Annotated in this window: 24 protein-coding genes; 15 read left to right on the forward strand and 9 right to left on the reverse strand. The window is 61.7% G+C overall.

Annotation, left to right across the window (positions count from 1 at the left end; genetic code table 11):
• Window position 1: 1 nt before the first annotated feature.
• The 4 genes from ATY79_RS24745 to msuE all read right to left on the reverse strand — a co-directional run bounded on the left by ATY79_RS24745 (window position 2) and on the right by msuE (window position 3650).
• Entirely contained in the window at window positions 2-898 is an 897-nt protein-coding gene (locus tag ATY79_RS24745; protein ID WP_088705158.1) for a branched-chain amino acid ABC transporter permease, read from the reverse strand.
• Entirely contained in the window at window positions 898-1815 is a 918-nt protein-coding gene (locus ATY79_RS24750) for an ABC transporter ATP-binding protein (protein ID WP_088705159.1), read from the reverse strand. The genes ATY79_RS24745 and ATY79_RS24750 overlap by 1 nt, the downstream gene beginning before the upstream one ends.
• A gap of 113 nt (window positions 1816-1928) precedes the next feature.
• On the reverse strand, window positions 1929-3032 hold the full coding sequence (sfnG, locus tag ATY79_RS24755; protein WP_088705160.1) for a dimethylsulfone monooxygenase SfnG: 1104 nt from the start codon (window positions 3030-3032) through the stop codon (window positions 1929-1931).
• Between the two features lie 24 nt (window positions 3033-3056).
• Complete coding sequence (msuE, locus tag ATY79_RS24760) at window positions 3057-3650, reverse strand: FMN reductase (RefSeq protein WP_088705161.1); 594 nt, start codon at window positions 3648-3650, stop codon at window positions 3057-3059.
• Window positions 3651-3966: 316 nt separating this feature from the next.
• Between msuE and ATY79_RS24765 the strand changes: the two genes are divergently transcribed.
• Entirely contained in the window at window positions 3967-6219 is a 2253-nt protein-coding gene (locus ATY79_RS24765) for an EAL domain-containing protein (RefSeq protein ID WP_088705162.1), read from the forward strand.
• A gap of 149 nt (window positions 6220-6368) precedes the next feature.
• On the opposite strand, the gene ATY79_RS24770 is transcribed toward ATY79_RS24765, so the two are convergent.
• Together ATY79_RS24770 and ATY79_RS24775 are read right to left on the reverse strand one after the other, a co-directional pair.
• The gene (locus ATY79_RS24770) at window positions 6369-6530 is read right to left on the reverse strand and encodes a DUF1328 domain-containing protein (protein WP_088705163.1); all 162 of its coding nucleotides are present in this window, start codon (window positions 6528-6530) and stop codon (window positions 6369-6371) included.
• A gap of 75 nt (window positions 6531-6605) precedes the next feature.
• On the reverse strand, window positions 6606-7133 hold the full coding sequence (locus ATY79_RS24775; RefSeq protein WP_088705405.1) for a hypothetical protein: 528 nt from the start codon (window positions 7131-7133) through the stop codon (window positions 6606-6608).
• 304 nt (window positions 7134-7437) lie between these two features.
• Between ATY79_RS24775 and ATY79_RS24780 the strand changes: the two genes are divergently transcribed.
• Window positions 7438-7935 carry a hypothetical protein gene (locus ATY79_RS24780; protein WP_189638071.1) on the forward strand — a complete coding sequence of 166 codons (498 nt, stop codon included), beginning with the start codon at window positions 7438-7440 and terminating at the stop codon, window positions 7933-7935.
• On the opposite strand, the gene ATY79_RS24785 is transcribed toward ATY79_RS24780, so the two are convergent.
• The gene (locus ATY79_RS24785; protein WP_088705406.1) at window positions 7920-8777 is read right to left on the reverse strand and encodes a GNAT family N-acetyltransferase; all 858 of its coding nucleotides are present in this window, start codon (window positions 8775-8777) and stop codon (window positions 7920-7922) included. The genes ATY79_RS24780 and ATY79_RS24785 overlap by 16 nt on opposite strands.
• 360 nt (window positions 8778-9137) lie before the next feature.
• Between ATY79_RS24785 and argE the strand changes: the two genes are divergently transcribed.
• The 6 genes from argE to ATY79_RS24815 all read left to right on the forward strand — a co-directional run bounded on the left by argE (window position 9138) and on the right by ATY79_RS24815 (window position 15752).
• Window positions 9138-10277 carry an acetylornithine deacetylase gene (argE, locus tag ATY79_RS24790; protein ID WP_088705164.1) on the forward strand — a complete coding sequence of 380 codons (1140 nt, stop codon included), beginning with the start codon at window positions 9138-9140 and terminating at the stop codon, window positions 10275-10277.
• Between the two features lie 13 nt (window positions 10278-10290).
• Window positions 10291-11214 (forward strand): glyoxylate/hydroxypyruvate reductase A, encoded by a 924-nt coding sequence (locus ATY79_RS24795; protein ID WP_088705165.1) that lies wholly within the window; start codon window positions 10291-10293, stop codon window positions 11212-11214.
• 27 nt (window positions 11215-11241) lie between these two features.
• On the forward strand, window positions 11242-11598 hold the full coding sequence (locus ATY79_RS24800) for a cupin domain-containing protein (RefSeq protein WP_088705166.1): 357 nt from the start codon (window positions 11242-11244) through the stop codon (window positions 11596-11598).
• 157 nt (window positions 11599-11755) lie between these two features.
• A complete protein-coding gene (locus ATY79_RS24805; RefSeq protein ID WP_088705407.1) occupies window positions 11756-13219 on the forward strand; it encodes an aldehyde dehydrogenase family protein in 1464 nt (487 codons plus the stop codon).
• Window positions 13220-13232: 13 nt separating this feature from the next.
• The gene (locus ATY79_RS24810; protein WP_088705167.1) at window positions 13233-14273 is read left to right on the forward strand and encodes a tartrate dehydrogenase; all 1041 of its coding nucleotides are present in this window, start codon (window positions 13233-13235) and stop codon (window positions 14271-14273) included.
• A 21-nt stretch (window positions 14274-14294) separates the two neighbouring features.
• Window positions 14295-15752 carry an NAD-dependent succinate-semialdehyde dehydrogenase gene (locus ATY79_RS24815; protein WP_088705168.1) on the forward strand — a complete coding sequence of 486 codons (1458 nt, stop codon included), beginning with the start codon at window positions 14295-14297 and terminating at the stop codon, window positions 15750-15752.
• Window positions 15753-15833: 81 nt separating this feature from the next.
• On the opposite strand, the gene ATY79_RS24820 is transcribed toward ATY79_RS24815, so the two are convergent.
• Window positions 15834-17108: an FAD-binding oxidoreductase gene (locus ATY79_RS24820; RefSeq protein ID WP_088705169.1), complete on the reverse strand. Its 1275-nt coding sequence runs from the start codon at window positions 17106-17108 to the stop codon at window positions 15834-15836.
• A 12-nt stretch (window positions 17109-17120) separates the two neighbouring features.
• Window positions 17121-17789: a haloacid dehalogenase type II gene (locus ATY79_RS24825; protein ID WP_088705408.1), complete on the reverse strand. Its 669-nt coding sequence runs from the start codon at window positions 17787-17789 to the stop codon at window positions 17121-17123.
• 317 nt (window positions 17790-18106) lie between these two features.
• Between ATY79_RS24825 and ATY79_RS24830 the strand changes: the two genes are divergently transcribed.
• The 7 genes from ATY79_RS24830 to ATY79_RS24860 all read left to right on the forward strand — a co-directional run bounded on the left by ATY79_RS24830 (window position 18107) and on the right by ATY79_RS24860 (window position 26520).
• Window positions 18107-18943, forward strand: a complete 837-nt coding sequence (locus ATY79_RS24830; RefSeq protein WP_189638072.1) for a GNAT family N-acetyltransferase — start codon at window positions 18107-18109, stop codon at window positions 18941-18943.
• A gap of 14 nt (window positions 18944-18957) precedes the next feature.
• A complete protein-coding gene (locus ATY79_RS24835; RefSeq protein ID WP_088705171.1) occupies window positions 18958-20334 on the forward strand; it encodes an aspartate aminotransferase family protein in 1377 nt (458 codons plus the stop codon).
• A gap of 240 nt (window positions 20335-20574) precedes the next feature.
• Window positions 20575-21288: an HAD-IA family hydrolase gene (locus ATY79_RS24840; RefSeq protein WP_088705172.1), complete on the forward strand. Its 714-nt coding sequence runs from the start codon at window positions 20575-20577 to the stop codon at window positions 21286-21288.
• A 74-nt stretch (window positions 21289-21362) separates the two neighbouring features.
• Entirely contained in the window at window positions 21363-22973 is a 1611-nt protein-coding gene (locus ATY79_RS24845) for an ABC transporter substrate-binding protein (RefSeq protein ID WP_088705173.1), read from the forward strand.
• Between the two features lie 90 nt (window positions 22974-23063).
• The gene (locus ATY79_RS24850; RefSeq protein ID WP_088705174.1) at window positions 23064-24014 is read left to right on the forward strand and encodes an ABC transporter permease; all 951 of its coding nucleotides are present in this window, start codon (window positions 23064-23066) and stop codon (window positions 24012-24014) included.
• Complete coding sequence (locus tag ATY79_RS24855) at window positions 24011-24865, forward strand: ABC transporter permease (protein WP_088705175.1); 855 nt, start codon at window positions 24011-24013, stop codon at window positions 24863-24865. The genes ATY79_RS24850 and ATY79_RS24855 overlap by 4 nt, the downstream gene beginning before the upstream one ends.
• Window positions 24865-26520: an ABC transporter ATP-binding protein gene (locus ATY79_RS24860; RefSeq protein ID WP_088705176.1), complete on the forward strand. Its 1656-nt coding sequence runs from the start codon at window positions 24865-24867 to the stop codon at window positions 26518-26520. Before ATY79_RS24855 ends, ATY79_RS24860 begins: the two co-directional genes overlap by 1 nt.
• Window positions 26521-26544: the final 24 nt, after the last annotated feature.

Below are 26544 nucleotides of genomic sequence, written 5' to 3' on the forward strand. Positions count from 1 at the left end.
GTTAGACCCTTTCCACGAGTTTCTGGCCGAACAGGCCCGAGGGGCGAATAAGCAGGAAGGCGAGCGCGACGACATAGGCAAACCAGCCCTCAATGCCGCCGCCGAAGTAATCGCCGATATAGACCTCGGCGAGCTTTTCGGACGCGCCGACCAGAAGGCCACCGACGATCGCCCCAAGAATGGAATCGAAACCGCCGAGAACAAGCACCGGCAACGCCTTCAGGACGACAAGCGACAGTGAGAACTGTACGCCGAGCCGCGCACCCCACAGCAGCCCGGCGACCAGCGCCACAAGACCCGCCGCTGCCCACACGCTTGCCCAGATCAAGGCAAGCCTGAGGCCGACGGCTAGGGCGGCGAACTGATCGTCGGCGACAGCACGAAAACCGAGACCAATGCGAGTGTGGCGGAAGAAGAAAGAAAGCAGCGCCACCATACCGGAGGCAACAACAGCGGCGAAAATGTCGAACTGGCTGATGAATACGCCACCGACATCGAATGGAATGTCTTCGATGCCAAGGTCAAGGCCGTGAACCTGTGTGCCCCAGATCAGCTGTGCGGCACCTTCAATGACGTAGGAGAGGCCAAGCGTCGCCATGAAGAGCGTGATCGGCGGCTTGTTGGTGAGCGGCCGCAACACCGCGCGCTCGATCGCGATACCGATGCACCCCATGGCAGCGAAAGTGATAGCGAAGGCAACGGCGAAGGGCACGCCCCGTTCGACAAGGCTGACAAAGGTCAGCGCCGCAAAAAGGAGGAGCGCACCCTGCGAAAAGTTCAGCACGCCGGACGTCTTGTAGATCAGCACGAAGCCGAGCGCGACGAGCGAATACATGACGCCGGAGAGGAGCCCGCCGATCAACACCTCGGCGAAGAAAAGCCAATCAAAGTCGGCCATCAGATGCCCTCCCCGTCCTCGTTTTCCGGCGTGACGCCGAGATAGGCATCGATCACGCGCTGGTCTGCGGCGATCTCCTGCGGCGGACCGTCGGCGATCTTGCGGCCGTAGTCGAGAACGGCGATCCTGTCGGAGAGGTTCATGACCACACCGATATCGTGCTCGATCAGCACGACCGTGATCGCGTATTCATCGCGCGCCAGACGGATGTAGTCGGAAAGCTCGTTCTTCTCGGTTGCCGTCATGCCGGCCATCGGCTCGTCGAGCAACAGGATACGCGGTTCGGCGGCGAGCGCCCGGGCGAGTTCGACGCGCTTCTGCAGGCCATAAGGCAGCGTGCCGGCAAGCCGGTTGGCATAAGGCGTCAAATGCAAGAAGTCGATAGCGCTGCTTGCCCGCTCCCGCGCGGCAGCCTGCTCGCGTCGCGCCGATGGCAGACCGACGATCTGGCTCAGGAAATTTGTTTGCCCGACATAGGCCCGCCCGGCGGCCACGTTGTCGAGCACACTGAGACCTTTGAAGAGAGCGAGGTTCTGGAAGGTACGTGCGAGGCCGAGACGAGCAAGCTTCTGCGTCGGGACCGGCTGGAAGGCGACACCGTTTATCGCGACATGTCCATGGTCAGGACGATAAACCCCGGAAACGATATTGATCAGCGAGCTTTTGCCGGCGCCGTTCGGGCCAATGATCGCACGGATTTCTCCATGCTGCACGGACAGGTCGACATCCCGGAGGGCGACGACCCCACCGAAGGAAAGGTTGATGCCATGCAGCGCAAGCGCAGGCGTTTCATCCAGACGCGGCGTAACCCGGTCCGGCACCACAGGAGCGCCGCGAAGAGCAAATTGCCCCGCGATATCTGTCGGTAACGCCAGGTGGCTGCCAAGGCCAGCAAGCAGAGAATTCGGTGCCGACATAATTTGTCCCATGCGTGGTCTCTATGGACACAGGTTTGCACTTGCGGGCGTGATGGCGCCCGCGTTTTAGGAGCGAAAGCGCGGCGCGGCGCTCCGTCTCGATTTTCTTGGCCCTACTCGGCTGCGATTGCTGCGCTTGCTTCCGTCTCTTCCAATGCACGTACGAGTGGAATGACGTGCTTGCCAAAATATTCGACTTCTTCCTGGAAATGCAGGAAGCCGAGCAGAATGAGGTCGGCGCCGGCGCGTTTCAAGCGGAGGATGCGCTCGGCCACCTGCTTTGGCGTACCGATCAGGTTGGAACGGAAACCGTCATTGTATTGGACGAGATCCTCAAAGCCGGACTTCGCCCAATTGCCCTCGCCCTCCGGCGAAGCCTTACCGGCATTTTTGACCTCGTGGCCGAATGCATTGACCGCCTCCGGATTGGCCTTCTCGATAATCTCGGCGAGGACGGCCTTGGCCTCTTCCTCGGTCTCGCGGACAATGGCAAAGGCATTGACACCGACCTTGACCGAATGGTTGTTCTCCTTGGCCTTGGCACGGATGTCGTCAACCTGATTGGCGATTTCCTCCGGCGTGTTGCCGTTGGTGAAGTACCAGTCGGAGACACGGGCGGCCATGTCGCGCGCCGCGCGTGAAGAGCCGCCCTGGAAGATTTCCGGCTGCGGATCGATCGGCTTCGGCTTCAGGGAATAGTTGTTGAAACGGTAGAAGTCGCCGCGGAAGGTGAAGTTGTCTTCCGTCCAGATGCCGCGTAGCGTCCGGATGAACTCTTCCGAACGACGGTAGCGCTCGTCGTGGTCGAGCCACGGTTCGCCGATGGCGTGGAACTCGCCCCGGAACCAGCCGCTGACGATGTTGACCGCCACGCGGCCATTCGTCAGGTGGTTGATCGTGGCGATCTGCTTGGCCGCGAGCGCCGGGTTCCACGGACCTGGCAGAATGGCGGCGATGACCTTCAGTTTCGTGGTCGCCGCGAGCAACGAGTGGCTGAAGGAAACGGATTCGTGCTGGAATTCCGCACCGTAGCCGGCCGTGAAGCGGATCTGGCTGAGTGCGTAGTCGAACCCGCTTTCTTCGGCGATTTTCGCGAGCTTGCGGTTGTAGTCGATCGTCCAACTGGTTCGCTGCTCGATGTTGGATATCACTAGGCCGCCGGAGACATTTGGTACCCAATAGGCGAATTTTACGGGTTCCCTACTGCGCTCGGTCATGGCTAAAATCCTCTCTTCCTAATGTCAGTTGGCGGCCGTTTCGCTCGAAACGAGCCGGATGGCCGGATGGGCGAGATCGCCGCCGACAAGCGTCGCGGCGGGTAAAAGGTCGAATAGTTCGGCCACGGCGCGCTCGATGCGTGCTTCGATAGCCGGATTCGTCAGGGCGTATTCGGTAAAGTCGCTCTCAAGCGCATAAACGGTTGTCGGGATGGTGACGGCACCGAAGAACCCGAACAGTGGCCGGAACTGGTGCTCCAGCATGAGGCCATGAAGCGGCGTGCCGCCGGTGGCAGCAAGGATCACACGCTTGTTTTGAAGCGCACGGAAATCGACAAGATCAAAGAGGTGCTTGAGAGCGCCCGTGTATGAAGCCCGATAGACGGGCGAACCAACTACCAATAGGTCAGCACTTTCAACCGCCTCTACGATTGCACGCCCCTTCTCGGCTAATTGATCTGCTCTCAAAGCTTGAAAGAGGACGGGGGCGGCCTGCGCCAACTCGATAACTTCTGGCGTCGCGGTCACGCGTTTTGTGATGCGAGCAAGTAGCTCCGTGACCAGCGTGGCGGTACGCGAAGGTTGCTTGACGCTGCCGTTTATGCCCAAAATTCTCACGCTACAGGCTCCAATCAGATGTAAAATCAATATCTATAGATTTAATTGATTATCAAATATAAACGTTCCAAAGTCGGCTCGATTTTTGGAATGCAATATTCTCGTCGGGATTTCAGGCGCAATTGAAATGAGATTGCTCCCATTGCGGCGCGCTTTTGTGGCTCCGGCAGCCATGTCACAAAACGCGACCCAGTCCTGCCCTTGTGCCCCGACACTCATCCATTTGCGGGCGTTTGCGTGGGTGCGTTGGTGGTTTTAGCGTTGCCTTAAAGAAACTGTGCAAGGATTAAAGCCTGTCCTCTACGCCGGCAAACTGATGACGTTTCGAAAAAATCGAGCCCGCCGCTTCGCGAGCACCGCAATAGGCCATGCCAGCGCGTTTGCTCCAGCAATATTTGCGGCAACTATTGCGGTTGTCGTCGTCTATGTGGCAACGAACTGGCGGCTGGAACGATCGCTGGCCGATGAACGCTCGATTGTTGCCGGCGAGCTTGCCATCATATCGTCTCGGCTTCAGACCAATCTCAATAGCAATGTGAAACTGTTGCAGGGCCTGGCGGCGGGTATCGCTGTCGATCCGGCGATGGATCAGAGCGCTTTTGCCAAGCTCGCCGCGCAGATCCTGCAGCCCGATTCACAATTGCGAAGCTTTGCCGCCGCGCCCGGCATGGTGGTCAAGTGGGTTTATCCAGAAAAAGGCAACGAAAAGGCCATCGGACTCGACTACCGAAAGAACGAAAAGCAACGAGATGGCGCAATGCTGGCGCGCAACACCCACAATGTTGTTTTGACGGGGCCAGTGGACCTTGTCCAAGGTGGAACTGCCTTCGTGGCCAGGTGCCCAATTTATATCAATGACGGAAGAAGCCAGATCTTTTGGGGGCTTCTGTCAGGTATCATAGACATACCAAGGCTCTACCAAGATAGCGGCCTGGAATCGGCCGAGCTCGAGATTGCCATCAGCACCGTGCCGGAGCCAAACTCGCCCAAACAGGTTTTTCTCGGTGGCCTGGAGACCTTTTCGAAGCAACCGGTCGTGGCATCCGTTGATATGATGTATGGCCGATGGACCCTCATTGCTGTGCCAAAGGGTGGATGGGGGCAACAAAACGGCATAGCCGCATTTGAGGTTTTTGCGAGCCTATTGGGACTGTGCGTCGTTGCGCCGATTGTGTGGGTCGGCTTTTTGACCAAATCACGCCAAAGAACCATTGAAAAGCTTCGCCTTCACAAGAAAAAGCTCGTTCGCGCACGGCAAAGACTGGAACACCTGTCGTTGCATGACGCGCTAACGGGGCTTCCCAATCGACGATTTGTTGACCAGATGATCTCGCGACCAAAGCGACCTGGTCCAAAAGACTGCCTGATCCTCATTCATATCGACCTGGATCGCTTCAAAGCGATCAATGACACGAAAGGGCATGCGGGAGGCGACGCAGTCTTGCAGGCAACGGCTTCGCGCCTGACCAATTTGGCTGGTCCGCACGAGGTAGCAGCGCGGATCGGTGGAGACGAGTTCATCTTCGCCAGCTGGAGTGACACTCCGGAGCTCAGAGCAAACGAATTGGCCCAACAGATTGTGGCCGCGCTCGAGCAGACGCTTTTCATTGATGGGTCGGAGTGTGTTGTCGGTGCAAGCGTCGGCGTGGCCTGGGAGGCCGAATGCCTGGACGTCCGTAACCTCGGTCAATTGCTTCTAAATGCCGATCTGGCTCTGTACGAGGCAAAGAAAGCTGGCCGCGGCCGCGCGGCCATTTTCACCAAAGAGCTTCGCAGTGCGGCAATCCAGTCGAAAGAACTGGCTGACGAATTCAACAATGCGCTCGACTGCGACGAACTCGTTGCATTCTTCCAGCCGCAGTTTAACGCAAACACCCTGGATATCGCCGGCGTCGAAACCCTAGCCCGCTGGGATCACCCGCGAAAGGGTCTGCTCGGCCCGGACAAATTTCTTGGCGTCGCGGAAAGCCTCGGGCGTTCTGGCGACCTGGACAGGCTGATCCTGCAGAAGGCCCTGTTCGAGCTCGCAAGATGGGACAGCCTGGAAATGCGTATCCCGCGTGTCTCCGTAAATATTTCAGCGCGTAGACTGGCGCAGGCAAATCTGCTTGCCGAGTTGTCAGAGCTTCCCTTGGCGAGAGGTCGCCTGTGCTTCGAGCTTCTCGAGACAATCTCCTTCGACGATCTTCAACCTGTTCTCAATGAAGTCATACCGGCTGTTAAAGAACTCGGTATTGAAATCGAGATCGATGATTTTGGCACCGGGCATGCCAGCATCGTCAGCCTCCTGAGATTCGAGCCAAGAAGGCTCAAAATCGATCGGGAAATTATCAAGCCCATCGTCACGTCTCAATCTCAACGCCGTCTGGTTTCCTCGATTATCGAAATCGGCCGGTCCCAGGACATCGACATCGTTGCGGAGGGCGTGGAGACAATGGAACATGCGAAGATACTGAGAGATCTTGGTTGCCATTTGCTGCAAGGCTACGCTCTGGCACGGCCAATGACCTCAAAGCAGTTGATCGAATTTTGCCGTGCGAAGGACAATTGCGTTACTCAGGCAATGTAAAGGCCGCGCCTTGCCTCCCGCCACCACATTTCAGAAACGACCAAGGCTCAAACGCGCTGGCCGATCAAATTGCGAACCTTCGCGATCTCACCGCCAGGTCGAATCGGGCGCGTCTCCGATGCCAAAGGCTCCCCTCGCCGTCATCAGCCCTAGCGCCTCATGACACGCATAACGAGCGAAACGACAAAGAGCACCAGAAAGATGAAGAACAGGACCTGGGCGATCGATGCGGATGCTCCGGCGATCCCACCGAAACCAAGGACGCCGGCAATCAATGCGACCACCAGGAAAACGAGAGCATAGTAGAGCATTTCCACCTCCGTCATTCTGACCACAGAAGAACGGAACGGCAGCCGATTGGTTCCGAGGATCCGTTGGAACCGGAGTTAGGCGGCAACCATGACGCGGCGTCGCGTTGACACGCCATCTCCGTCCCGGGGCCTCGGGGGTTCGGCGGCGGCCAGATACGCATTGGCGGGTACCGTCAGAACGAACCAGAGGCCAGCACCGACAACGAACAATTCGCCGACATGGTCACCACTTCGGGCAAGCATCGGCAGACAGGCGGAGATCACCAGCACCAATACCCGCACCGCCCACTCTGTTTCGCGCCTTCTCGTCGCCAGAGCGGCCAAGGCGCGATATGCTCGGGCGTCATAATCCCCACGCTCCGGCCTCGTCAGAAGTTTCCACGCGTGTGGAAATGACAGCATCGCCAAAGCGCCCGCGGCAAGCAAACCGGCAGATCCGGGAAGGTACCACCAACTCAACGCGACGAGGCACGAAATCACGAAGAGGCTCCAGAGGGGAGTAAGTTCCTCCGGAGAACGACGGCTCCGCTCATGCCAGATCTGAAGAACTCGCGATGCCCCCTGAAGCATCGGTTGATCAATAAGTCGATTGATGAATTCCATGTCGCGCCCTTCGGTCCACCACGCACCAACAGCAGAGAATTCCGGCACGAACGTGGCGTGGCCTTGCGAATTGCCTGTGGGCGCGAACCGGGCGGTGCTTTCCAATCATTGTCATCCAGCAGGCCGGGCTCGACGGCTTCTGGATCCACCTCAATCCAGATAGCGGTCAGCGCTTCGGATCGGTGAGCTGCAACAGGCATTGTGGCTTCTACTTCGCGACTTCAAATAAAAGAATGTCATACAGTTAGGTTTAGCCGATAATTTCGGGCCGATTTTTCGCTAGCGATTTCACTGACCATTTCCCTTGCCCAAACCGCTTGATGATCAGACATCAATATCGTCTCGCGCGACTTCGGACGAACAGTGGTCGAAAGCGTGTCGCATCGCCCGCGTACTGGTTAAGGTCCTCGAGGACGGCGACCTGAAGCAGGCTGCGGTCACACGTGCGGCAGCCGACCTGCGCCTGACGACGCGACAAGTCTATAACCTTCTCGCCCGTTACCGCACGCAGCGAACGGTGACCGCCCTGCTGCCTCGCGCCGTCAATCGGCGCGAGCGGCTGCCGGAACCGGTCGAGGAAATCATCAACACGACACTGCACGAGCAATGGCTGACGCTCGAAGCACCTCCACTCGCTCCCGTTGTCGCCGAGATCCGGGCGCGCTGTAAGGAGGCCGGTCTCGCCCCACCGTCTCATGTCACTGTCGCCCGGTGCATTCCGGTATTCAAAGCGGCAGTTGCGCGACGCCGGAGCGCCCGCCATGTATTTCCTCGAATGGATGTAGGTCAGCCGAGCGCGTGACCGGCTAATCCGTAGGCCTTTGGCATTCCCTCAGGGCGGTGTTCCCGCACTTCCAGCCACGGTCGGCCGCGCGACATGGTGGTGACAGTGTCGAAAACGGAAAGACCGCAACGGGAAAGAAAATCGGAAAAAGCCCCACTTTTCTCGCGCGTGTCGAGCCGCAGGAATTTGCCCGCATGTTCCACGACGTGCGGGCGGATGACGGCGATGGCGTCCGCATCGCTTGCTGCCGCCACCGGGCCGATGACGTGTCCGCGGCCGAACCGCCGACAGAAGGAGAAGGCCTCGATCTTGCCGTCGCGAAATAATCCGAGGCCGCTGGTGGAAGGGAGAATCTGCTCGAGGAGCGCGGTGCGGTCCGCGCCGAAGGCGTCTGCGTCCAAGGCCGCAATGGCGGCGAGGTCGGCCATGCCGAGTGCCCGGATTTCGGCGCCGGGCGGCGTTTCCGCCTCGGGAGGGAAAGACGCCTCCCCCTGACACTGGGAGACGACGGCTTCCATGGTGAAGCCCAGGGAACGATAAAGGCGTCGAGCCGCCCGTGTGGCATTGAGGCCCAAATTGCGCTGGGGAACCTGGGTGAGAACATGGTCCATCAGCCATTGGCCGGCGCCCCGGGCCTGCAAGCGCGGCGAGGTTATGACGAGCCCAATCGTGGCGAAGTCCTCGCCGTAGGGAAACCACATGGCCGAGCCCAAAACCCGCCCGGCTTCATCAAGCGCCGCCACGCCCTTGCCGAGCTCGCGGACGAATTGCCAGTCGTCGGCGCGGTGCGGCCAGCCGACGCCGATCGAGAGCGCATGCAACTGTTCGAGATCGACCGTATTGATGTCGGCGATGCGCATCTCGAAGCTGTCGACCAGTCTCGATTTCCCAGCGGTCACGCGCGTCCTCCAGAATTGTCCCCATGACGACGCCGGCCAAACGTATGATCCGACGTCCCTCCCAGCCAGACTATAGGAAACCCGCCAGCAGAAATTGCTGCTCAATTCCGTGCCGGCGCAACAATCAACCAAATCAGCGGAGGTTTCGGCATCTAAAGCCTCGCGTCCTGGAAAAGAGTCCAGATCGGCGGTCTCGCCCTTCACGCAAGAGGTTAGAATGTCTCCTCAGGTCAGCGTTCGCCGCTTTTCCACCCCGCCGGCAGCCTCTGGCGATGCCAGCTGCCTTGATTTCACGAGCGCGAACATGTTGCGGGAGCGACCATGCAGCTAGTCGATATCCTCCGCAAGCTCATTGGCTTTCATTCCATCGTCGGCACGCCCAATGGCGCCATCGTCGGCTGGATCGAGACCTATCTCCGCTCCCTCGGGATCGAAGTGCACATTCTTCCCGGCCCCGAGGGCGACCGCGCCAACCTCTTCGCGACCATCGGCCCCGCCGACAGGCCGGGCTACATCCTCTCCGGCCATATGGATGTCGTTCCCGCCAGGGAAGCCGGCTGGAGCGCCGATCCCTTTGTGCTGAGAGCCGAAGGGGAGCGGCTCTATGGCCGCGGCACGTCCGATATGAAAGGTTTCCTGGCCGCCGCCCTCGCCGCCGTGCCTGCGTTGATGGCAAGCCCCCTCGCCCGACCGGTTCACCTCGCCTTTTCCTATGACGAAGAGGCAGGCTGCCGCGGCGTGCCCCATCTTCTTGCCCGGCTGCCCGATCTCTGTGCGCCGCCGCTCGGAGCGGTGATCGGCGAACCGAGCGGCATGCAGGCGATCCTTGCCCACAAGGGCAAGGCCGCCGCACGCATCGCCATTAGGGGCCGCTCCGGCCATTCCTCCCGGCCCGATCTCGGTCTTAACGCGGTACACGCCATGGCCGACGTGCTGAATGCGGTAATTTCAACGGCGAAGGATTTGATGCAAGGGCCGTTCGATGGCGCATTCGAACCCTGCTATTCATCCCTGCAGGCCGGAACGATCAACGGCGGTCAAGCCGTCAACATCATTCCTGAAGTCTGTACTCTGGAAGTGGAGGCACGCGCAATCTCCGGCATCGACCCCGTCTCCCTGCTTGCTCTCGTGCGTGACGCGGCGGAAGCCCAGAAGGCACGTGGTTTTGCCGTCGAATGGGAAATCCTGAGCGCCTATCCGGCTCTCTCGCTCGCGCCGGCCGCACCGCTCGCCGGTCTCCTCCGTGAATTGACCGGCAAAGCGCCGCTCGCAGCCGTCAGCTACGGCACCGAAGCCGGCCTCTATCAGCGCGCGGGCGTGGATGCGATCATCTGTGGTCCTGGCGATATCGCGCGCGCCCATAAGCCCGATGAATTCATTCTGACGAGTGAACTCGCCGCCTGCCAGGCGATGGTCGAGGCGCTTGCCGCCCGATGTTGCGCCGACTTCGGCAAGACTTAAAGGACGAAGCACGATGACCTTTCTCTTCAATTCCGATACCCGCCGCGGCGCGGTGTTCCAGGAGATCTTCGCGCGCGAACTGCCGGATCTGGCTTTTTCGACGGACCCTGCGACCGTCGATCCTGAAACAGTGCGCTACCTGATCACCTGGACGGTCCCGGCGAACCTCTCTCGTTACCGCAATCTCGAAGTGCTGTTTTCTATCGGCGCCGGGGTCGACCAGTTTCAGATCGCCGAGGTGCCGGATCATGTGAAGGTGGTGCGCATGGTCGAAGACGGCATCATGCGGATGATGCAGGAATACGTGACGCTTGCCGCGCTGGCGCTTCACCGCAACCTGCCCGTCTATGTCGACCAGCAGCGTCACCGGCTCTGGCAGGCTATGCCGCAGCTTCAGGCTCCCGAGCGCCGCATCGGCGTGCTCGGCCTCGGCATTCTCGGCCGGGCCGTACTCGAGCAGCTGAAGCCATTCGGCTTTCCGTTGTCCGGCTGGAGCCGATCACAGCATGAGATCGAGGGGGTGAACTGCCACGCCGGAGATGCCGGCCTCGAGGCCATGCTTGCCGAGACCGATATTCTGGTCTGCCTCCTGCCGCTGACCGATGAAACCCGCGGCCTTCTTAATGCCGATCTCTTCAGCCGCCTGCCGCAGGGCGCGGCGCTCATTCATACCGGCCGCGGGCCGCAGCTCGACCACCAGGCCCTGATCGCGGCTTTGGACAGCGGCCATCTCTCCGGCGCCGTGATCGACGTCACCGATCCGGAACCGCTGCCGGCGGATCATGCCTTCTGGGGGCACCCGCGCATCTTGCTCACGCCCCATGTCGCGAGCGTCACCCAGCCACATACCGCTGCCCGCGCCGTTGCCGAAAACATCAAGCGTATGCGCGCCGGGTCCGACCCGGTCGGCCTCATCGACCGGCGCCGCGGCTACTGACAGGTTCAACCTCGAAAGGAAAACTCCATGCCGCTTCTCAAGACCATCGACCCGAACCCTTCCTTTGCGCCGCGCGAAAACGCGCCGCTTCCCGAGCGGCTGATCTCCGGCAATCCGGAATTCAAGACCTGGGCGCAGGATGTGGCCCGCGGTGAGATGATCCATACCGGTGTCTGGGAAGCCACACCCGGCGTCACGCGCTCGATCAAGGGCGAGACCTTCGAATTCTGCCACATCCTGTCCGGCGTCGTCGAACTGTCGCCCGAAGGCGGCGATCCCGTCGTCTATAAGGCGGGCGACAGCTTCGTCATGAAACCTGGCTTTGTCGGCGTCTGGAAAACCATCGAGACGGTCCGCAAGATCTACGTCACCGTCATGGCCTGAAGGCTGGCCGCGAGGCGCTTCGCCTCCAATGTCGCCGCCGAACAATAAGCTGCCGGGCGGCGGCAGAACGGATTTTTCCGCTGCCGCTGTCGCCGCCATCGGATCAAGCTACTTCGGCCGTTCGGCTAGCCTCGTTTCAGTGATCCGAGGTATTGCCATGACCCTGAGTTTTGATCCCGACAGCCTTTCCCTCCCCATCGGCCATCTCATTGGAGATCGCCTCATACCGGCCGAGGGCGTCATTCCCATGCGCCGGCCGTCCGACGGCAAGGCCTATGCCAATTGCCCTGTTGCCGGTGAGGATCTGGTCGACCAAGCCGTTCAATCGGCGAAGGCCGCGCTGAAGGACAGCAACTGGGGCGGGATTCGTCCACGCGAACGCCTGAAGGTGCTGCACCGATGGGCTGATCTGATCGAGCGGGAAGCGCCTGAACTGGCAAGGCTGGAGGCGCTGTCATCGACCCGTCCCGTCGGCCATCTGGTGGAAGGCGACATCGCGGTTTCCGCGGAACAGATCCGCTTCTTCGCCGAGTTTGCCGACAAGGAGGGCAGCGATCTGGTGCCGACCGACGACGGCAATCTCGGCATGATCATGACCGAGCCCTATGGCGTGGTCGGCGCGATCACGCCGTGGAATTTTCCGGTATCGATGGCGGCCTGGAAGCTCGGCCCGGCGCTCGCCGCCGGCAATGCCGTGGTTCTGAAGCCGTCCGAAATCACGCCCTTTTCGACCATTCGTCTCGCCGAACTCGCGCTTCGCGCCGGCTTGCCTGCCGGCCTGATCAATGTCGTGCTGGGCGATGGTCCTGTTACAGGCACGGCGATCACGGGACATCCCGATATCAGCAAGGTCAGCTTCACCGGCTCGACGCGCGCGGGATCGGCGATCATGGAAAACATCGCTCGAACCGGCGTCAAGCCGATGACGCTGGAGCTTGGCGGCAAGAGCCCGCAGCTCGTTTTCGCCGATGCGGATCTCGGCAAGACGGCGGCTGCGATTGCCGCCGGCATTATGAGCAATGCCGGCCAGGCCTGCGTGGCCGGCTCCCGCCTCATCGTCGAGGAATCCGCGGCCGCCCCGCTCGTCGAGGTGATCGTCGCCCGGATGAAGATCGCGACTGCCGCCCCGACCTGGGATGGCGCGGCGCAATATTCGCCGATCATTTCCGAAAGGCAGCAGGATCGCATCCATTCGATCGTCTCGGCGGCGGTCGACGCCGGCGGCGAATGCCTGGCCGGCGGCATGCCGATGGAAGCTCCCGGCTATTTCTACAGGCCGACCCTGCTCGCCGGGATCGATCGGAACTCGCCCGCCGTTGCCGAAGAGATTTTCGGCCCCGTGCTGACGCTCCAGACCTTCCGGGACGAGGAAGAGGCGCTCGCACTGGCCGACCATCCGACCTACGGCCTTGCCGCGGGGCTCTTCACCCGGGACCTTTCCCGGGCAATCCGGCTGATCCGCCGCCTGCAGGCCGGGACGGTCTGGGTCAACCGATACAACCGCTCGCGCGACCATATCCTCCCGACCGGCGGCTACAAGCAGTCAGGCATCGGCAAGGATCTCGGCCGCGAGGCCTATCACGCTAACCGCAAGAGCAAGAGCGTCTTGATCACCCTTTGAAGAGGATATCGCCATGACGACCTATCGGATCGCTCTTATTCCCGGCGACGGCATCGGACGCGATGTCACAGCAGCCGCCTGGTCGGTGCTGCAGAAGGCGGCCGACAAGGCCGGCTTCACCCTTGATGGCCAGGAATTCCCCTGGTCCTGCGCCTTCTACAAAGAGACGGGTACGATGATGCCGGCCGATGGCGTCGAGACGTTGCGCGGCTTCGACGCCATTCTACTCGGTGCGGTCGGCTGGCCGGCTGATGTGCCGGATTCGGTATCGTTGCATGGCCTTTTGCTGCCGATCCGCAAGAGCTTTGTGCAATATGCTAACATCCGCCCGCATCGGCTGCTGCCCGGCGTGCAGGGTCCGCTGAGATCCGCGGGCTTCGATATCCTCTGCATCCGCGAAAACACCGAGGGCGAATATTCCGGCGCCGGCGGCCGCGTCCATCAGGGCACGGCGGACGAGGTCGCCGTCGAGACGTCGATCTTCACCCGGACGGGCGTCGAACGCATCCTGCGCTTCGCGTTTGAACAGGCGCGCGCCCGCCGCGGCAAACTCGCCTCGGTGACGAAGTCGAACGCGCAGAAATTTTCGATGGTCTTCTGGGACGAGATTACCCGCAAGCTGGCCGACGAATATGCCGATGTCGAGGTCACGAGCTATCACATCGATGCCATGGCGGCGCGCATGGTGATGGCGCCGGAAAGCCTCGACGTGGTCGTCGCCTCCAATCTCTTTGGCGATATCCTGACCGATCTCGGCGCCGCCATCCAGGGCGGGCTCGGCTTTGCCGCCTCAGCCAACATCAATCCCGATCGCGGCGCGCCGTCGATGTTCGAACCCGTGCATGGATCGGCGCCCGACATCGCCCATCTCGGCATCGCCAATCCGATCGCCGCCATCTGGTCCGGCGCCATGATGCTCGATCAGCTTGGCGAGAGGACCGCCGCCGGCGCCATCATCAAGGCGATCGAATGGACCACCGCCTGCGGCATCGGCACGATCCCGGGCAAGGACAGGACCGAGGCGATCACCGCCTCCATTCTCGCTCAGTTGTAACGTCTTATCGAGGATAGACAGATGCAAAACTTGAAGGAAGCCGGCCTCTTCCGGCAACAGGCGCTGGTCGGCGGAAAATGGATTGCCGCCGCATCCGGCAACAGCGTTGAGGTCACCGATCCGGCCACGCAGACGGTCATCGGCACGGTGCCCGATATGGGAGCCGCCGAGACGCGCGCCGCGATCGAAGCCGCCGAGGCGGCCTATGGTCCATGGAAGAAAAAGACCCATGCCGAGCGCGCCGCGCTGCTGGAGGCCTGGCACGCGCTGATGATCGAACATATCGAGGATCTGGCGCTGATCTTGACCACGGAACAGGGCAAGCCGCTCGACGAAGCGCGTGGCGAGATTCGCTATGGCGCCTCCTTCGTCAAATGGTTTGCCGAGGAAGCCCGCCGCATCGGAGGACACACGATCCCCTCGCCGACGGCGGACCGCCGCATCGTCGTGTTGAAGGAGCCAGTCGGCGTCTGCGGCATCATCACGCCCTGGAACTTTCCCAATGCGATGATCACCCGGAAAGTGGCGCCCGCACTTGCCGCCGGATGCACCGTCGTCATCAAGCCATCGGAATTCACGCCGTTTTCGGCGCTCGCCATCGGCTGGCTTGCCAAGAAAGCCGGCATTCCGGCCGGCGTGATCAACATCGTCACTGGCATGCCGACCGGGATCGGCAACGAGATCATGGCGAACGAGACGGTCCGCAAGATTTCCTTCACCGGCTCGACCCGGGTCGGCTCGCTGTTGATGCGGGGCGCGGCCGACAGCGTGAAGCGGCTTTCCCTGGAACTCGGCGGCAACGCGCCTTTCATCGTCTTCGACGATGCCGACCTCGATGCCGCCGTCGAGGGCGCGATCGCCTCGAAATTCCGCAATGGCGGTCAGACCTGCGTCTGCGCCAACCGCATTCTCGTCCAGGCCGGCGTCTATAACGCCTTTGCCGGGAAGCTCGCGGCTCGCGTCGACAGGATGAAGGTCGGCCCGGGAACGGAAGCCGGAGTGGCCATCGGGCCGATGATCAACGAGGCGGCGATCGCCAAGATCAACCGCCATGTCGACGATGCCCTCGCCAAAGGCGCGACGATCGTCACCAGAAGACCGGAGCTGCCGGCCGGCCGCCAATATACCGCCCCCATGGTTCTGACCGGCGCCACCACCGGGATGGAGCTTGCCAGCGAAGAGACCTTCGGCCCCGTCGCGCCGCTCTTCCGCTTCGAGACCGAGGAAGAAGCGCTCGCCATTGCCAACGGCACGCCCTACGGCCTCGCCGCCTATTTTTATACAGAAAGCCTGAAGCGCGCCTGGCGGGTCGGCGAAGCGCTCGAATTCGGCATGGTGGGCCTCAACACCGGCGCCATCTCGACCGAGGTCGCCCCGTTCGGCGGCGTCAAGCAGTCGGGGCTCGGCCGCGAAGGCGCGCAGGCCGGCATCGAGGAATATCTCGAAATGAAATCCTTCCACATCGGCGGCCTCGCCTGACCGGTTCATGCCGATAAAACAAATAGAGGGGTTGCGAAGACAACCCCTCTATTTGCCTGGGAGGAAAAGGATGCAGCCGGCTTACTGAACCTTGTCGAGCATTTTGTAATAGAGCCCCACCAGCGGCAGGAACCAGGGCTTGCCGAAATGGCCGGGCACCGCCGGCCAATTCAGACCCTTGAGCGGATTATGGTCCGGGCGGCCGAGGATCGCGTCGGCGATTGTCATGCCGAGATGGGTGGAGAGCTGCGCCCCATGGCCGGAATAGCCCATCGCATACCAAGCGCCGTCCTGATATCCGGCGCGGGGATAGCGGTCCTTGGTCATGTCGACCAGCCCGCCCCAGCAATAATCGATCTCGACATGGGCAAGCTGCGGAAAGATGTGGCTAAGGCTCTCGCGCAGGATCGCGCCGCTTTTGGTATCGGAGCGCTGATCCGAGGTGGCGGAGAAGCGCGCCCTCCCCCCGAAGATCAGCCGATTGTCGGGCGCGAGTCGCCAGTAATTGCCGATGTTCATCGAGTTCACGCAGGTGCGGTTGCCGGGCATGGTCGCCGCGATCTCCGCTTGCGTCAGCGGCCGAGTGGCGATGATGAAGCTGCCGACCGGGATCATGCGGCGGCGGAAATAGCCGAAGTTGGGCGTTGTATAGGCGCCCGTTGCGATCAGCACCTGATCCGCGGTCACGACCCCCTTGGCCGTCTTCAGCACATGTCTGCCATCCGCTTGGCGATGGTCGGTCACGGCAGCATTTTCGGCGATGATCGCGCCATGGCGTTTGGCCGCTTCCGCTAGTCCGACGACATAGCGCCCCATATGCATCATGGCACTTTTTTTCGACAGCATCGCGCCATGAAAGGCGGCGCCGACCTCGTTTTTCAGGTCGCTCGCCGACAGCAGAGCCGTCTCGGGATCCACCTCAGCGTGGACCGCCTCGAAATTGCGGGCAATCGCATCGTAATGCTGCGGCTTTGAGGCGAGCTTGAGTTTCCCGGCGCGGCGGAAATTGCAGTCGATCCTCTCCTCGGTGACGATCGCCTCGATGGTGTCGATCGAGGCGTCGAATGACTGATAGAGTGCAATGGCACGCTCCTTGCCGAGCTCGGCCTTGGCGCCAATGAAGCTGTGAGCAAGGCCGTTGTTGAGATGTCCGCCATTGCGGCCGGACGCGCCCCATCCCACAGTCTCCGCTTCCAGCACAACAGCGCGAACGCCGGCCTTCGCAAGCTGGCGCGCCGCCGCAAGCCCTGTGAAGCCGGCGCCGACGACAGCAACGTCATAGTGGCCTTCCACAGGCCCCTTCACCGCGTCGGCGAAAGCCGGGGCCGTATCATGCCAGTAGGATTGGAGCTTCATCGACCCTGTTCCTTAGAGCCCGACGACGCCCGGCAAGCCGGAAATGTCAGGGATTTCGAGATAGCCATAATAAGGATTGGCAGGCTCGTGGCCGCGATTCACCCAGACCTTGTTCTTGATCCCGAGGTCATGGGCCGACATCAGGTCGTAGCGGAAGGACGACGAGCAATGGAGGATGTCTTCAGGACCGCAGCCCAGCATGTCAAACATATATTCGAAGGCTTGGAAGCGCGGTTTGTAGGCATTGGCCTGCTGGGCGGTATAGACCGCATGAAACGGCGCCCCGAGCTTTTCGACGTTCGACAGGATCTGCGCGTTCATGGCGTTGGAAAGGATGACCAGCGGGATTTCCTTGGCAACCCTCGAAAGGCCGGCCGGGACGTCGGCATGCGGCCCCCAGCTCGGCACACGCTCATAGACCATGCGCGCGGCTTCCTCGCGGAACATTATGCCGTTGCGCTTGCAGGTCCGTTCGAGAGAATTGTGCACCACCTCGTTATAAGGCTTCCAGTCGCCCAGGATCTCGTCGAGACGATAGGCCGCGAAGTTCTTGATGAACTCTATCATACGCGCCCCGTCGAGCTGTTCGCCATAGAGATCGCGCGCCGCTTCCGCCATTTGAAAGTTCGTCAGCGTGCCGTAGCAATCGAAGGTGATGTATTTTGGACGGAAGTGAGCCATGACGGTATCCTGAGCGTTTCCAGTTGTTTCGTCTGCCTTCATCATAGGCCGCGGCTCGGCCGTCCGCTCGACTGAAATCCGGACCAGCAAAGCAGAATGTTTCGTATCCTGAGCCGGGTTTGGCAGAAGGTTGTGCATGGCCACCGCCACGGCTGCCCATTTCGCCCGAGGGATTTACGAAGCGTGCGCGCCTGCCAGCATAAGATGCGGCGGAGCGTCCGACCAACGCTATAAGATACTGCCGGGATCGTGGCCTTCAGACAATCTGCCGGTCGATACTGCACCACACTTGCCGGCAAGTGATGAAGGACATCCCAATGCAGACAAGTCAGATCGACCTCGCGGCCTTCGGCCCCGAACACCTGGAAGTGGCGGTCTCCCTCTCCCGGCAGGCGGGCTGGCCGCATCGGCTGGAAGACTGGCAGATGGCGCTTGCCCTCAGTGAAGGGGCCGTTGCGATCGAAGAAGGCCGCGTTGTCGGAACGGTGCTGACGACCATGTACGAGGCCGACTGCGCCACCATCAACATGGTGATCGTCGACGAAGCGATGCGTGGACGCGGCCTCGGCCGCAAGCTGATGGATGCCGCATTGGAGACCGCCGGCAGCCGGCCTCTCCGGCTGGTCGCAACGAAAGAGGGTTTGCCGCTTTATGAAAAGCTCGGCTTCATCCAGACGGGCACGGTCCTGCAGCATCAAGGCGTTGCGGGAGAGATCGCTGCTCTGCCGGGAACGGAAGCTGCGACCGGCGCCGACATGGATGCAATCATCGAACTCGACCGTCGCGCCTTCGGCGCAAATCGCAACCGGTTGATCGGGTGTCTCGCCAAAATCGGCGACGTCGCGGTGATGCGCCGGGACGGCCGCATTTGCGGCTTCGCCGTGCTGCGCGCGTTCGGCCGCGGCGAGGTCATCGGTCCCGTCGTTGCCGCTGGCCTCGATGATGCCAAGGCCCTCGTTGCGCATTTCATCGCCGGCCGCCCCGGACGCTTTTTGCGTGTCGACACGACGTCCGATACCGGGCTTGCCCACTGGCTTGCCGCCCAAGGCCTCGCCCATGTCGGCGGCGGGATCGCCATGGCAAAACCGGTGATCCCGCGCGCCGCCGATCCGGCCGCCGCCACTTTCGCACTCGTCAATCAGGCCCTCGGCTGAGGCAGGAGACGTTCATGTACAGCAATTCCCTCATCGAGCTCGATCGCGCTCATCTCGTTCATCCGGTTGCCTCCTATCGCGGCCATGAAGCGCAGGGCGTGCGGGTTCTTGCCTCCGCCAAGGGGGCGACGGTCACCGACGCGTACGGCCGCCAACTGATCGATGGCTTCGCCGGCCTCTGGTGCGTCAATGCCGGCTATGGTCACGAGTCGATCGTCGAGGCGGCGACGCGCCAGATGCGCGAACTGCCCTATGCGACGGCCTATTTCGGCCTGGGTTCGGAACCGGCCATCCGCCTTGCCGCCGAGCTTGCCGAGCGGGCGCCGGGAGATCTGAGCCACATCTATTTCACGCTCGGCGGCTCCGACGCGGTCGACAGCACGGTCCGTTTCATCCGCAATTACTGGAACGCACGCGGAAAGCCGCAGCGCGACCATTTCATCTCGATCGAGCAGGGCTATCACGGCTCCTCGACGGTCGGTGCGGGCCTGACCGCGCTGCCCGCCTTCCATGCCGGTTTCGGCATTCCGTTCGACTGGCAGCATAAGATTCCGTCGCCCTACCCTTACCGCAACCCGGCCGGCGACGATCCGCAGGCGATCATCGCGGCATCGCTTGCCGCTTTGCGGGCCAAGGTCGAGGCGATCGGCGCGGATCGTGTTGCCGCATTCTATGCCGAGCCGATCCAGGGCTCCGGCGGCGTCATCGTTCCGCCGAGCGGCTGGCTCAAGGCCATGCGCGACCTCTGCCGCGAGCTCGATATTCTGTTTGTCGCCGACGAGGTGATCACCGGCTTTGGCCGCACCGGGCCGCTGTTTGCCTGCGCGCAAGAGGAGGTTGTTCCTGACTTCATGACCACCGCCAAAGGGCTGACCTCGGGCTATGTGCCGATGGGAGCAGTCTTCATGGCCGACCATGTTTATCAGGTCATTGCCGACGGCGCCGGCGCTTCGGCGGTCGGCCACGGCTACACCTATTCCGCCCATCCGGTCAGCGCCGCCGTCGCCCTCGAGGTGCTGAAGCTCTATGAGAACGGCCTGCTGGAGAACGGTGTCAAAGCCGGCGCCCGGCTGATGGCGGGGCTCGAGGCGATGAGGGACCATCCCCTGGTCGGCGACGTCCGCGGACGCGGCATGCTGGCAGCAATCGAACTCGTGACCGACAAGACGGCCCGCACGCCGCTTCCCGCCGAAGCGCAGCCCGCCCGGCGCATCTTCGACCGCGCCTGGGAAAACGGCCTGGTGATCCGCGCCTTCGCCACCGGCGTTCTCGGCTATGCCCCGCCACTCTGCTGCACCGATGCCGACATCGACGCGATCCTGGAACGGACCGCCAAGACGCTCGACCAGACATTGGAGGACCCCGACGTCAGGCGGGCGCTGAGGGATTGAACCTCAGCCGAGGAAATACCGCGGGATGCCGATATTCAGAATTTTGTGCCGCCTCGCGGCGTCTATTCGGCGCAATCCATGCGGAGAAGGTGCCAAACTCCAGATGAGCAGAAGCCAAGCGCCCCTTTAAAATAGGGGGCTCATCATAAAAACCCCGGGAAAACCGGGCCTGGGAACGAAATAGATATTTGCGAAGCGGCCGCGGTTGAGGCGGCCTGCGCCCGACACTGGGGACACGACATGACGAAGTCTCTGCCTGAATTCAAATATATGAGTTTCGACGTCGTCGGAACGCTGATCGATTTCGAGAGCGGCGTGAAGTTCTGCCTCCAGGAGATTGCGGCCGAGGCGGGCGTGACTGTCGACGGCGAGCAGGCGCTGACGCTTTATCGCGCCGCCCGCCACAGCGCGGACGCGTCGCTTTTCCCTGATGATCTCGTGCGCGTCTATCTCGCCATCGCGCCCGATCTCGGCCTGCCTGTCGACAAGGCCCATGGCGAACGACTGCGTGATTCCGCCAGGACATGGAAGGCATTTCCCGACAGTGCGGCTGCCATGGCGCGGCTTGCACGCGACTACCGCCTGATCGCCATGACCAATGCCCGCCGTTGGGCCTTCGAATATTTCTCCGCCGAGCTCGGCAACCCGTTCCATGCCGCTTTCACGGCCGACGATACCGGCACGGAAAAGCCGGATCCGGCTTTCTTCGCGAGCGTCTTCGACTTCGTGGCCGGCGAGGGCGCGTCCAAAAGCGATATTCTGCACGTGGCCCAGAGCCAATATCATGACATCGGCATCTCGCGCGCGCTCGGCATGACCAATTGCTGGATCGAGCGCCGCGATGCGCAGAAGGGATATGGCGGCACCATCGAGCCGGCCGAATTCACCGAGCCCGACTACCACTTCACCTCAATGGCCGGCCTTGCCGAAGCGGTGGCCGTAGCGCGGAATTGATCTGCAAGCAATGCAACCTCGGGCCAAGCTCGCAAAGACGGGCAGCCCCAACCGGACGACAAAAGGGGAATGACATGAGCGATAAAATCACCAACTGGACTGCGTCGGACGACGCAATGATCGAAAACGCCATCCGCCGCGGCGCGACCCGGCGCGAACTTCTTCAACTGATGCTGGCCGGCGGCGTCGCGATGTCTGCGGGCGGCCTCATCCTCGGCCGCGCCTCGCAGGCAGTCGCGGCCACGCCCGTTGCCGGCGGCGCGCTCAAGGCGGCAGGCTGGTCGTCCTCGACGGCCGACACGCTCGACCCGGCGAAAGCTTCGCTCTCGACCGACTATGTGCGCTGCTGCTCCTTCTACAACCGCCTGACCTTCCTCGATAAGACAGGCACGCCGCAGATGGAGCTTGCCGAGGCGATCGAATCCAAGGACGCGAAAGTCTGGACCGTCAAGCTGCGCAGCGCCGTGACCTTCCATGACGGCAAGCCCTTGACGGCGGACGACGTCGTCTTCTCGCTGAAGCGTCACCTCGATCCGGCGGTCGGCTCCAAGGTCGCCAAGATCGCGGCGCAGATCACCGGCGTAAAGGCGGTCGACAAGCAGACCGTGGAGATCACGCTCGCCAATCCGAACGCTGATCTGCCGACGATCCTCTCGATGCACCACTTCATGATCGTCGCGGACGGCACCACCGATTTCTCCAAGGCCAACGGCACCGGCGCCTTCGTCAGGGAAGTTTTCGAGCCGGGTGTCCGCTCGATTGGCGTCAAGAACAAGAATTACTGGAAATCCGGCCCGAACGTCGAGTCCTTCGAATATTTCGCTATCGGCGACGACAATGCCCGCGTCAATGCGCTGCTATCCGGCGATATTCATCTTGCCGCGTCTATCAACCCGCGCTCGATGCGTCTGATCGAGAGCCAGGGCGCCGGTTTCGTGCTGTCGAAAACGACCTCCGGCAACTATACGAACCTCAATATCCGCCTCGACATGGAGCCCGGCAGCAAGCAGAACTTCATCGAAGGCATGAAATATCTCGTCAACCGCGAGCAGATCGTCAAATCGGCGCTCCGCGGCCTGGGCGAGGTCGGCAACGATCAGCCGGTTTCTCCGGTCAATTTCTACCGCGATGCGGGCCTCAAACCGAAATCCTTCGATCCGGACAAGGCGAAGTCGCTCTTCCAGAAGGCCGGCGTCCTCGGCCAGTCGATCCCGATCATCGCTTCGGAAGCGGCGAACTCCTCGATCGACATGGCGATGATCATCCAGGCCTCCGCCGCCGAAATCGGCATGAAGCTCGACGTCCAGCGCGTGCCCTCGGACGGCTACTGGGACAATTACTGGCTCAAGGCGCCGATCCATTTCGGCAACATCAACCCACGCCCGACGCCGGACATTCTGTTCTCGCTGCTCTATGCATCGGACGCGCCCTGGAACGAGAGCCAGTACAAGTCGGAGAAATTCGACAAGATGCTGGTGGAGGCACGCGGCCTGCTCGACCAGGAGAAGCGCAAGGCCATCTACAATGAGATGCAGGGCATGGTCGCCGAACAGGCCGGCACCATCATTCCGGCCTATATCTCCAATGTCGATGCGACCGCTGCCAAGCTCAAGGGATTGGAACCCAATCCGCTCGGTGGCCAGATGGGCTATGCCTTTGCGGAATATGTCTGGCTCGAAGCCTGAGGAAGCAAATAGCCGGGGGCGCAAATTGCCGCCGGCATGCCCCTCCGACTGCGTTATAATCTTCAGCCGAATCCCGAAGGGAGTGCGCGCATGAACAAAGAGGTGCTATCCCTCATATCGAGTCGGTTGCTCGTCGCCCTGATCACCCTGGTGATCGTCTCCTTCGCCGTGTTTTTCGCCACCACGATGCTGCCCGGCGACACGGCGACGATCCTCCTGGGGCAGTCGGCGACGCCCGAAGCCGTCAAGGGCCTTCGCGAGGCCATGCATCTCGACGAGCCGGCATTCCTACGCTTCCTTCACTGGCTTTCCGGCCTGCTCGCCGGCGATCTCGGCACGTCTTATGCCAACGACATGCCGATCAGTCAGCTGATCGGCGGCCGATTCGCCAACACGATGAAACTTGCCGGCGTCACTGCGATGTTTTCCGTACCGATCGCGCTTACGCTCGGCATTACGGCGGCGATGCTGCGCGGTTCCATCTACGACCGTGTCGTCACCGTCCTGACGATCGGCGTGATTTCAGTGCCGGAATTCATGGTGGCCACCTCGGCGGTGCTGCTCTTTGCCGTCTATCTCAAATGGCTACCGGCGCTGTCGCTTGCCAATGAAGTCCACTCGTTCGCCGACATGCTGCGCGTCTACGCCATGCCTGTTATCACGCTGACCTTTGTCGTTTCCGCGCAGATGATCCGCATGACGCGCGCTGCCGTCGTCGAGACGTTGAGCACGCCTTATGTCGAGATGGCTCTTTTGAAAGGTGCATCGCAAACCCGCATCGTTCTGAGGCATGCCCTCCCCAACGCCCTCGGTCCGATCGTCAACGCGATTGCGCTTTCGCTCTCCTATCTCCTCGGCGGGGTGATCATCGTCGAAACCATCTTCAACTACCCCGGCATCGCGAAACTGATGGTCGATGCGGTCGCGACCCGCGACCTGCCGCTGATACAGAGCTGCGCGATGATCTTCTGCCTCGGCTACCTGATCCTCATCACGCTCGCCGACATTGTTGCCATTCTTTCCAATCCGAGGCTGCGATGACATCCCATATCGAACAACGGCCCGCCGTGACGCGCCGGCTGGGCTACCGCTTCAACCTCGTCGGGCTCCTGGGGCTTGGCGTCATCCTCTTCTGGGCCTTTATTGCGATCTTCGCGCACTTTCTCGTCCCCTACCCCGTCGGCGAAATTGTCGACACCGACTATTTCGGTCCGATATCCTCGCAGTTCTGGATGGGCTCGGATTATCTCGGCCGCGATGTCTTCTCGCGCATTCTGATGGGCGCGCGCTACACGGTCGGCATTTCCCTGGCCGCCGTGACGATTGCTTGTTTCAGCGGCGTCGTGCTCGGGATGATCGCGGCCGTCGCCGGCGGCTGGCTCGACACGCTCCTTTCCCGTTTTCTCGATGCGTTGAACTCCATTCCGAGCAAGCTCTTCGGCCTTGTGGTGGTCGCAGCCGTGGGGTCGTCCATCCCGGTGCTGATCCTGACGCTTTCGGTGGTTTATGTGCCAGGCTCTTATCGTTTCGCGCGGGCACTCGCCGTTAACGTCAATTCCATGGATTTCATCATCGTCGCCCGTATCCGCGGCGAAAGCACCCTTTACCTCATCCGTTCGGAGATCCTACCCAACATCGTTGGACCGGTCCTTGCCGATCTCGGACTTCGCTTCGTCTTCATCGTTCTGCTGCTCTCCGGCCTTTCCTTCCTCGGGCTCGGCGTTCAGCCGCCCTATGCAGATTGGGGTGCGCTCGTGCGCGAAAATATCGGCGGCCTGCCTTTCGGGGCGCCCGCCGTCATGTTTCCGTCGCTTGCGATCGCCAGCCTGACGATCAGCGTCAACCTGCTGATCGACAACCTGCCGCAGAAAATCCGCGATCGGAGCGAGTGATGACCAATCTCGTCGAAATCCGCGACCTCCGTGTCGAAGCCACCACCGATTCCGGCCGCCGCGTCGACATCATCCGGGGCGTCAGCCTCGACATCGCCGACGGCGAGATCGTCGCGCTGATCGGCGAAAGCGGCTCGGGCAAGACGACGATCGCGCTGAGCCTGATGGGACATGCCCGGCCGGGCTGCCGCATTTCCGGCGGCAGTGTTTCGCTGGCGGGCAAAGACCTGATGAAGCTCAACGAAAAGCAGCGCGCCAAATTGCGCGGCACGGAGGTTGCCTATGTCCCGCAATCTGCGGCCGCCGCCTTCAATCCTGCCATCACGCTCATGGACCAGGTGATCGAGATTACTCGCATTCATGGGCTGATGACGGCTGACGAGGCGAAAAGCCGCGCGGTGGAACTCTTCCGGGCGCTCTCCCTGCCCGAGCCCGAGATCATAGGAACGCGTTACCCCCATCAGGTCTCCGGCGGCCAGCTGCAGCGCCTCTCGGCGGCGATGGCCCTGATCGGCAATCCGAAGCTGGTGGTCTTCGACGAGCCGACGACGGCGCTCGACGTGACGACGCAGATCGAGGTGCTGCGCGCCTTCAAGTCGGCGATGAAGAAAGGCGGCATATCAGGCGTTTACGTGTCCCACGATCTCGCCGTCGTCGCCCAGATCGCCGATCGGATTGTGGTTTTGAAGGGCGGCGAGGTGCAGGAAACCGGGAGGACGGAAGAGATCCTGTCCGCGGCAAAGCACCCCTATACGCGCGAATTGCTTGCCGCCTTCGAGCCGAAGGCGCGCACCCCCCTGGTCGATGGTAAGGCAATGCCGGCACCGCTGCTGACGATCGAAGACGTCGTCGCCGGCTACGGCCAGCGCCAGGCCGATGGTCTGCCTTTGGTGCGTGCGGTCCAGAATGTGAGCCTCAAGGTCGAGAAAGGGCGCAATCTCGGCATCATCGGCGAATCCGGTTGCGGCAAGTCGACCCTTGCCCGCACCATCGCCGGCATCCTGCCGGCGGCTTTCGGCAAGATTGTCTTCGACGGCAAGGAACTCGGCCACAGCGCCCGCGAGCGCTCACGCGACCAGCTGCGCGAGATGCAGATCGTCTTTCAATATGCCGATACGGCACTCAACCCTGCAAAATCGGTCGCAGACATTCTCGACCGGCCGCTCGTCTTCTACCACGGCATGCAGCCGAAGACCCGCAATGCCCGCATCGATGAACTCCTCGACATGGTCCGTCTGCCGCGCAGCCTTCGCCACCGCCGGCCGGGTGAGCTTTCAGGCGGGCAGAAGCAGCGTGTCAACTTTGCCCGGGCGCTCGCCGCCGACCCGAAACTGATCCTCTGCGACGAGATAACCTCCGCTCTCGATACGGTGGTCGCGGCTGCCGTGATCGATCTTCTCAAGGAATTGCAGCGAGAGCTCGGCCTCTCCTACATCTTCATCAGCCACGATCTTTCGGTGGTGGAGGCGATCTGCGACGAGATCGTCGTGATGTACGGCGGCAGGAAGGTCGAGGAAATCACGCCCACGAAGATCAAGGCGGCGCAGCATCCCTACTCGCAGCTGCTCTTCTCCTCGGTGCCGAAGCTCGATCCGACCTGGCTCGACGGGCTGACACAGGATCCGGAGCTGGTGCGCGCCTACAGCAGAGGCTAGTCTATAGCCTAGAAGAGTCTCAGG

Source organism: Rhizobium sp. R693 (assembly GCF_002211315.1).
Taxonomy (GTDB): Bacteria; Pseudomonadota; Alphaproteobacteria; order Rhizobiales; family Rhizobiaceae; genus Rhizobium.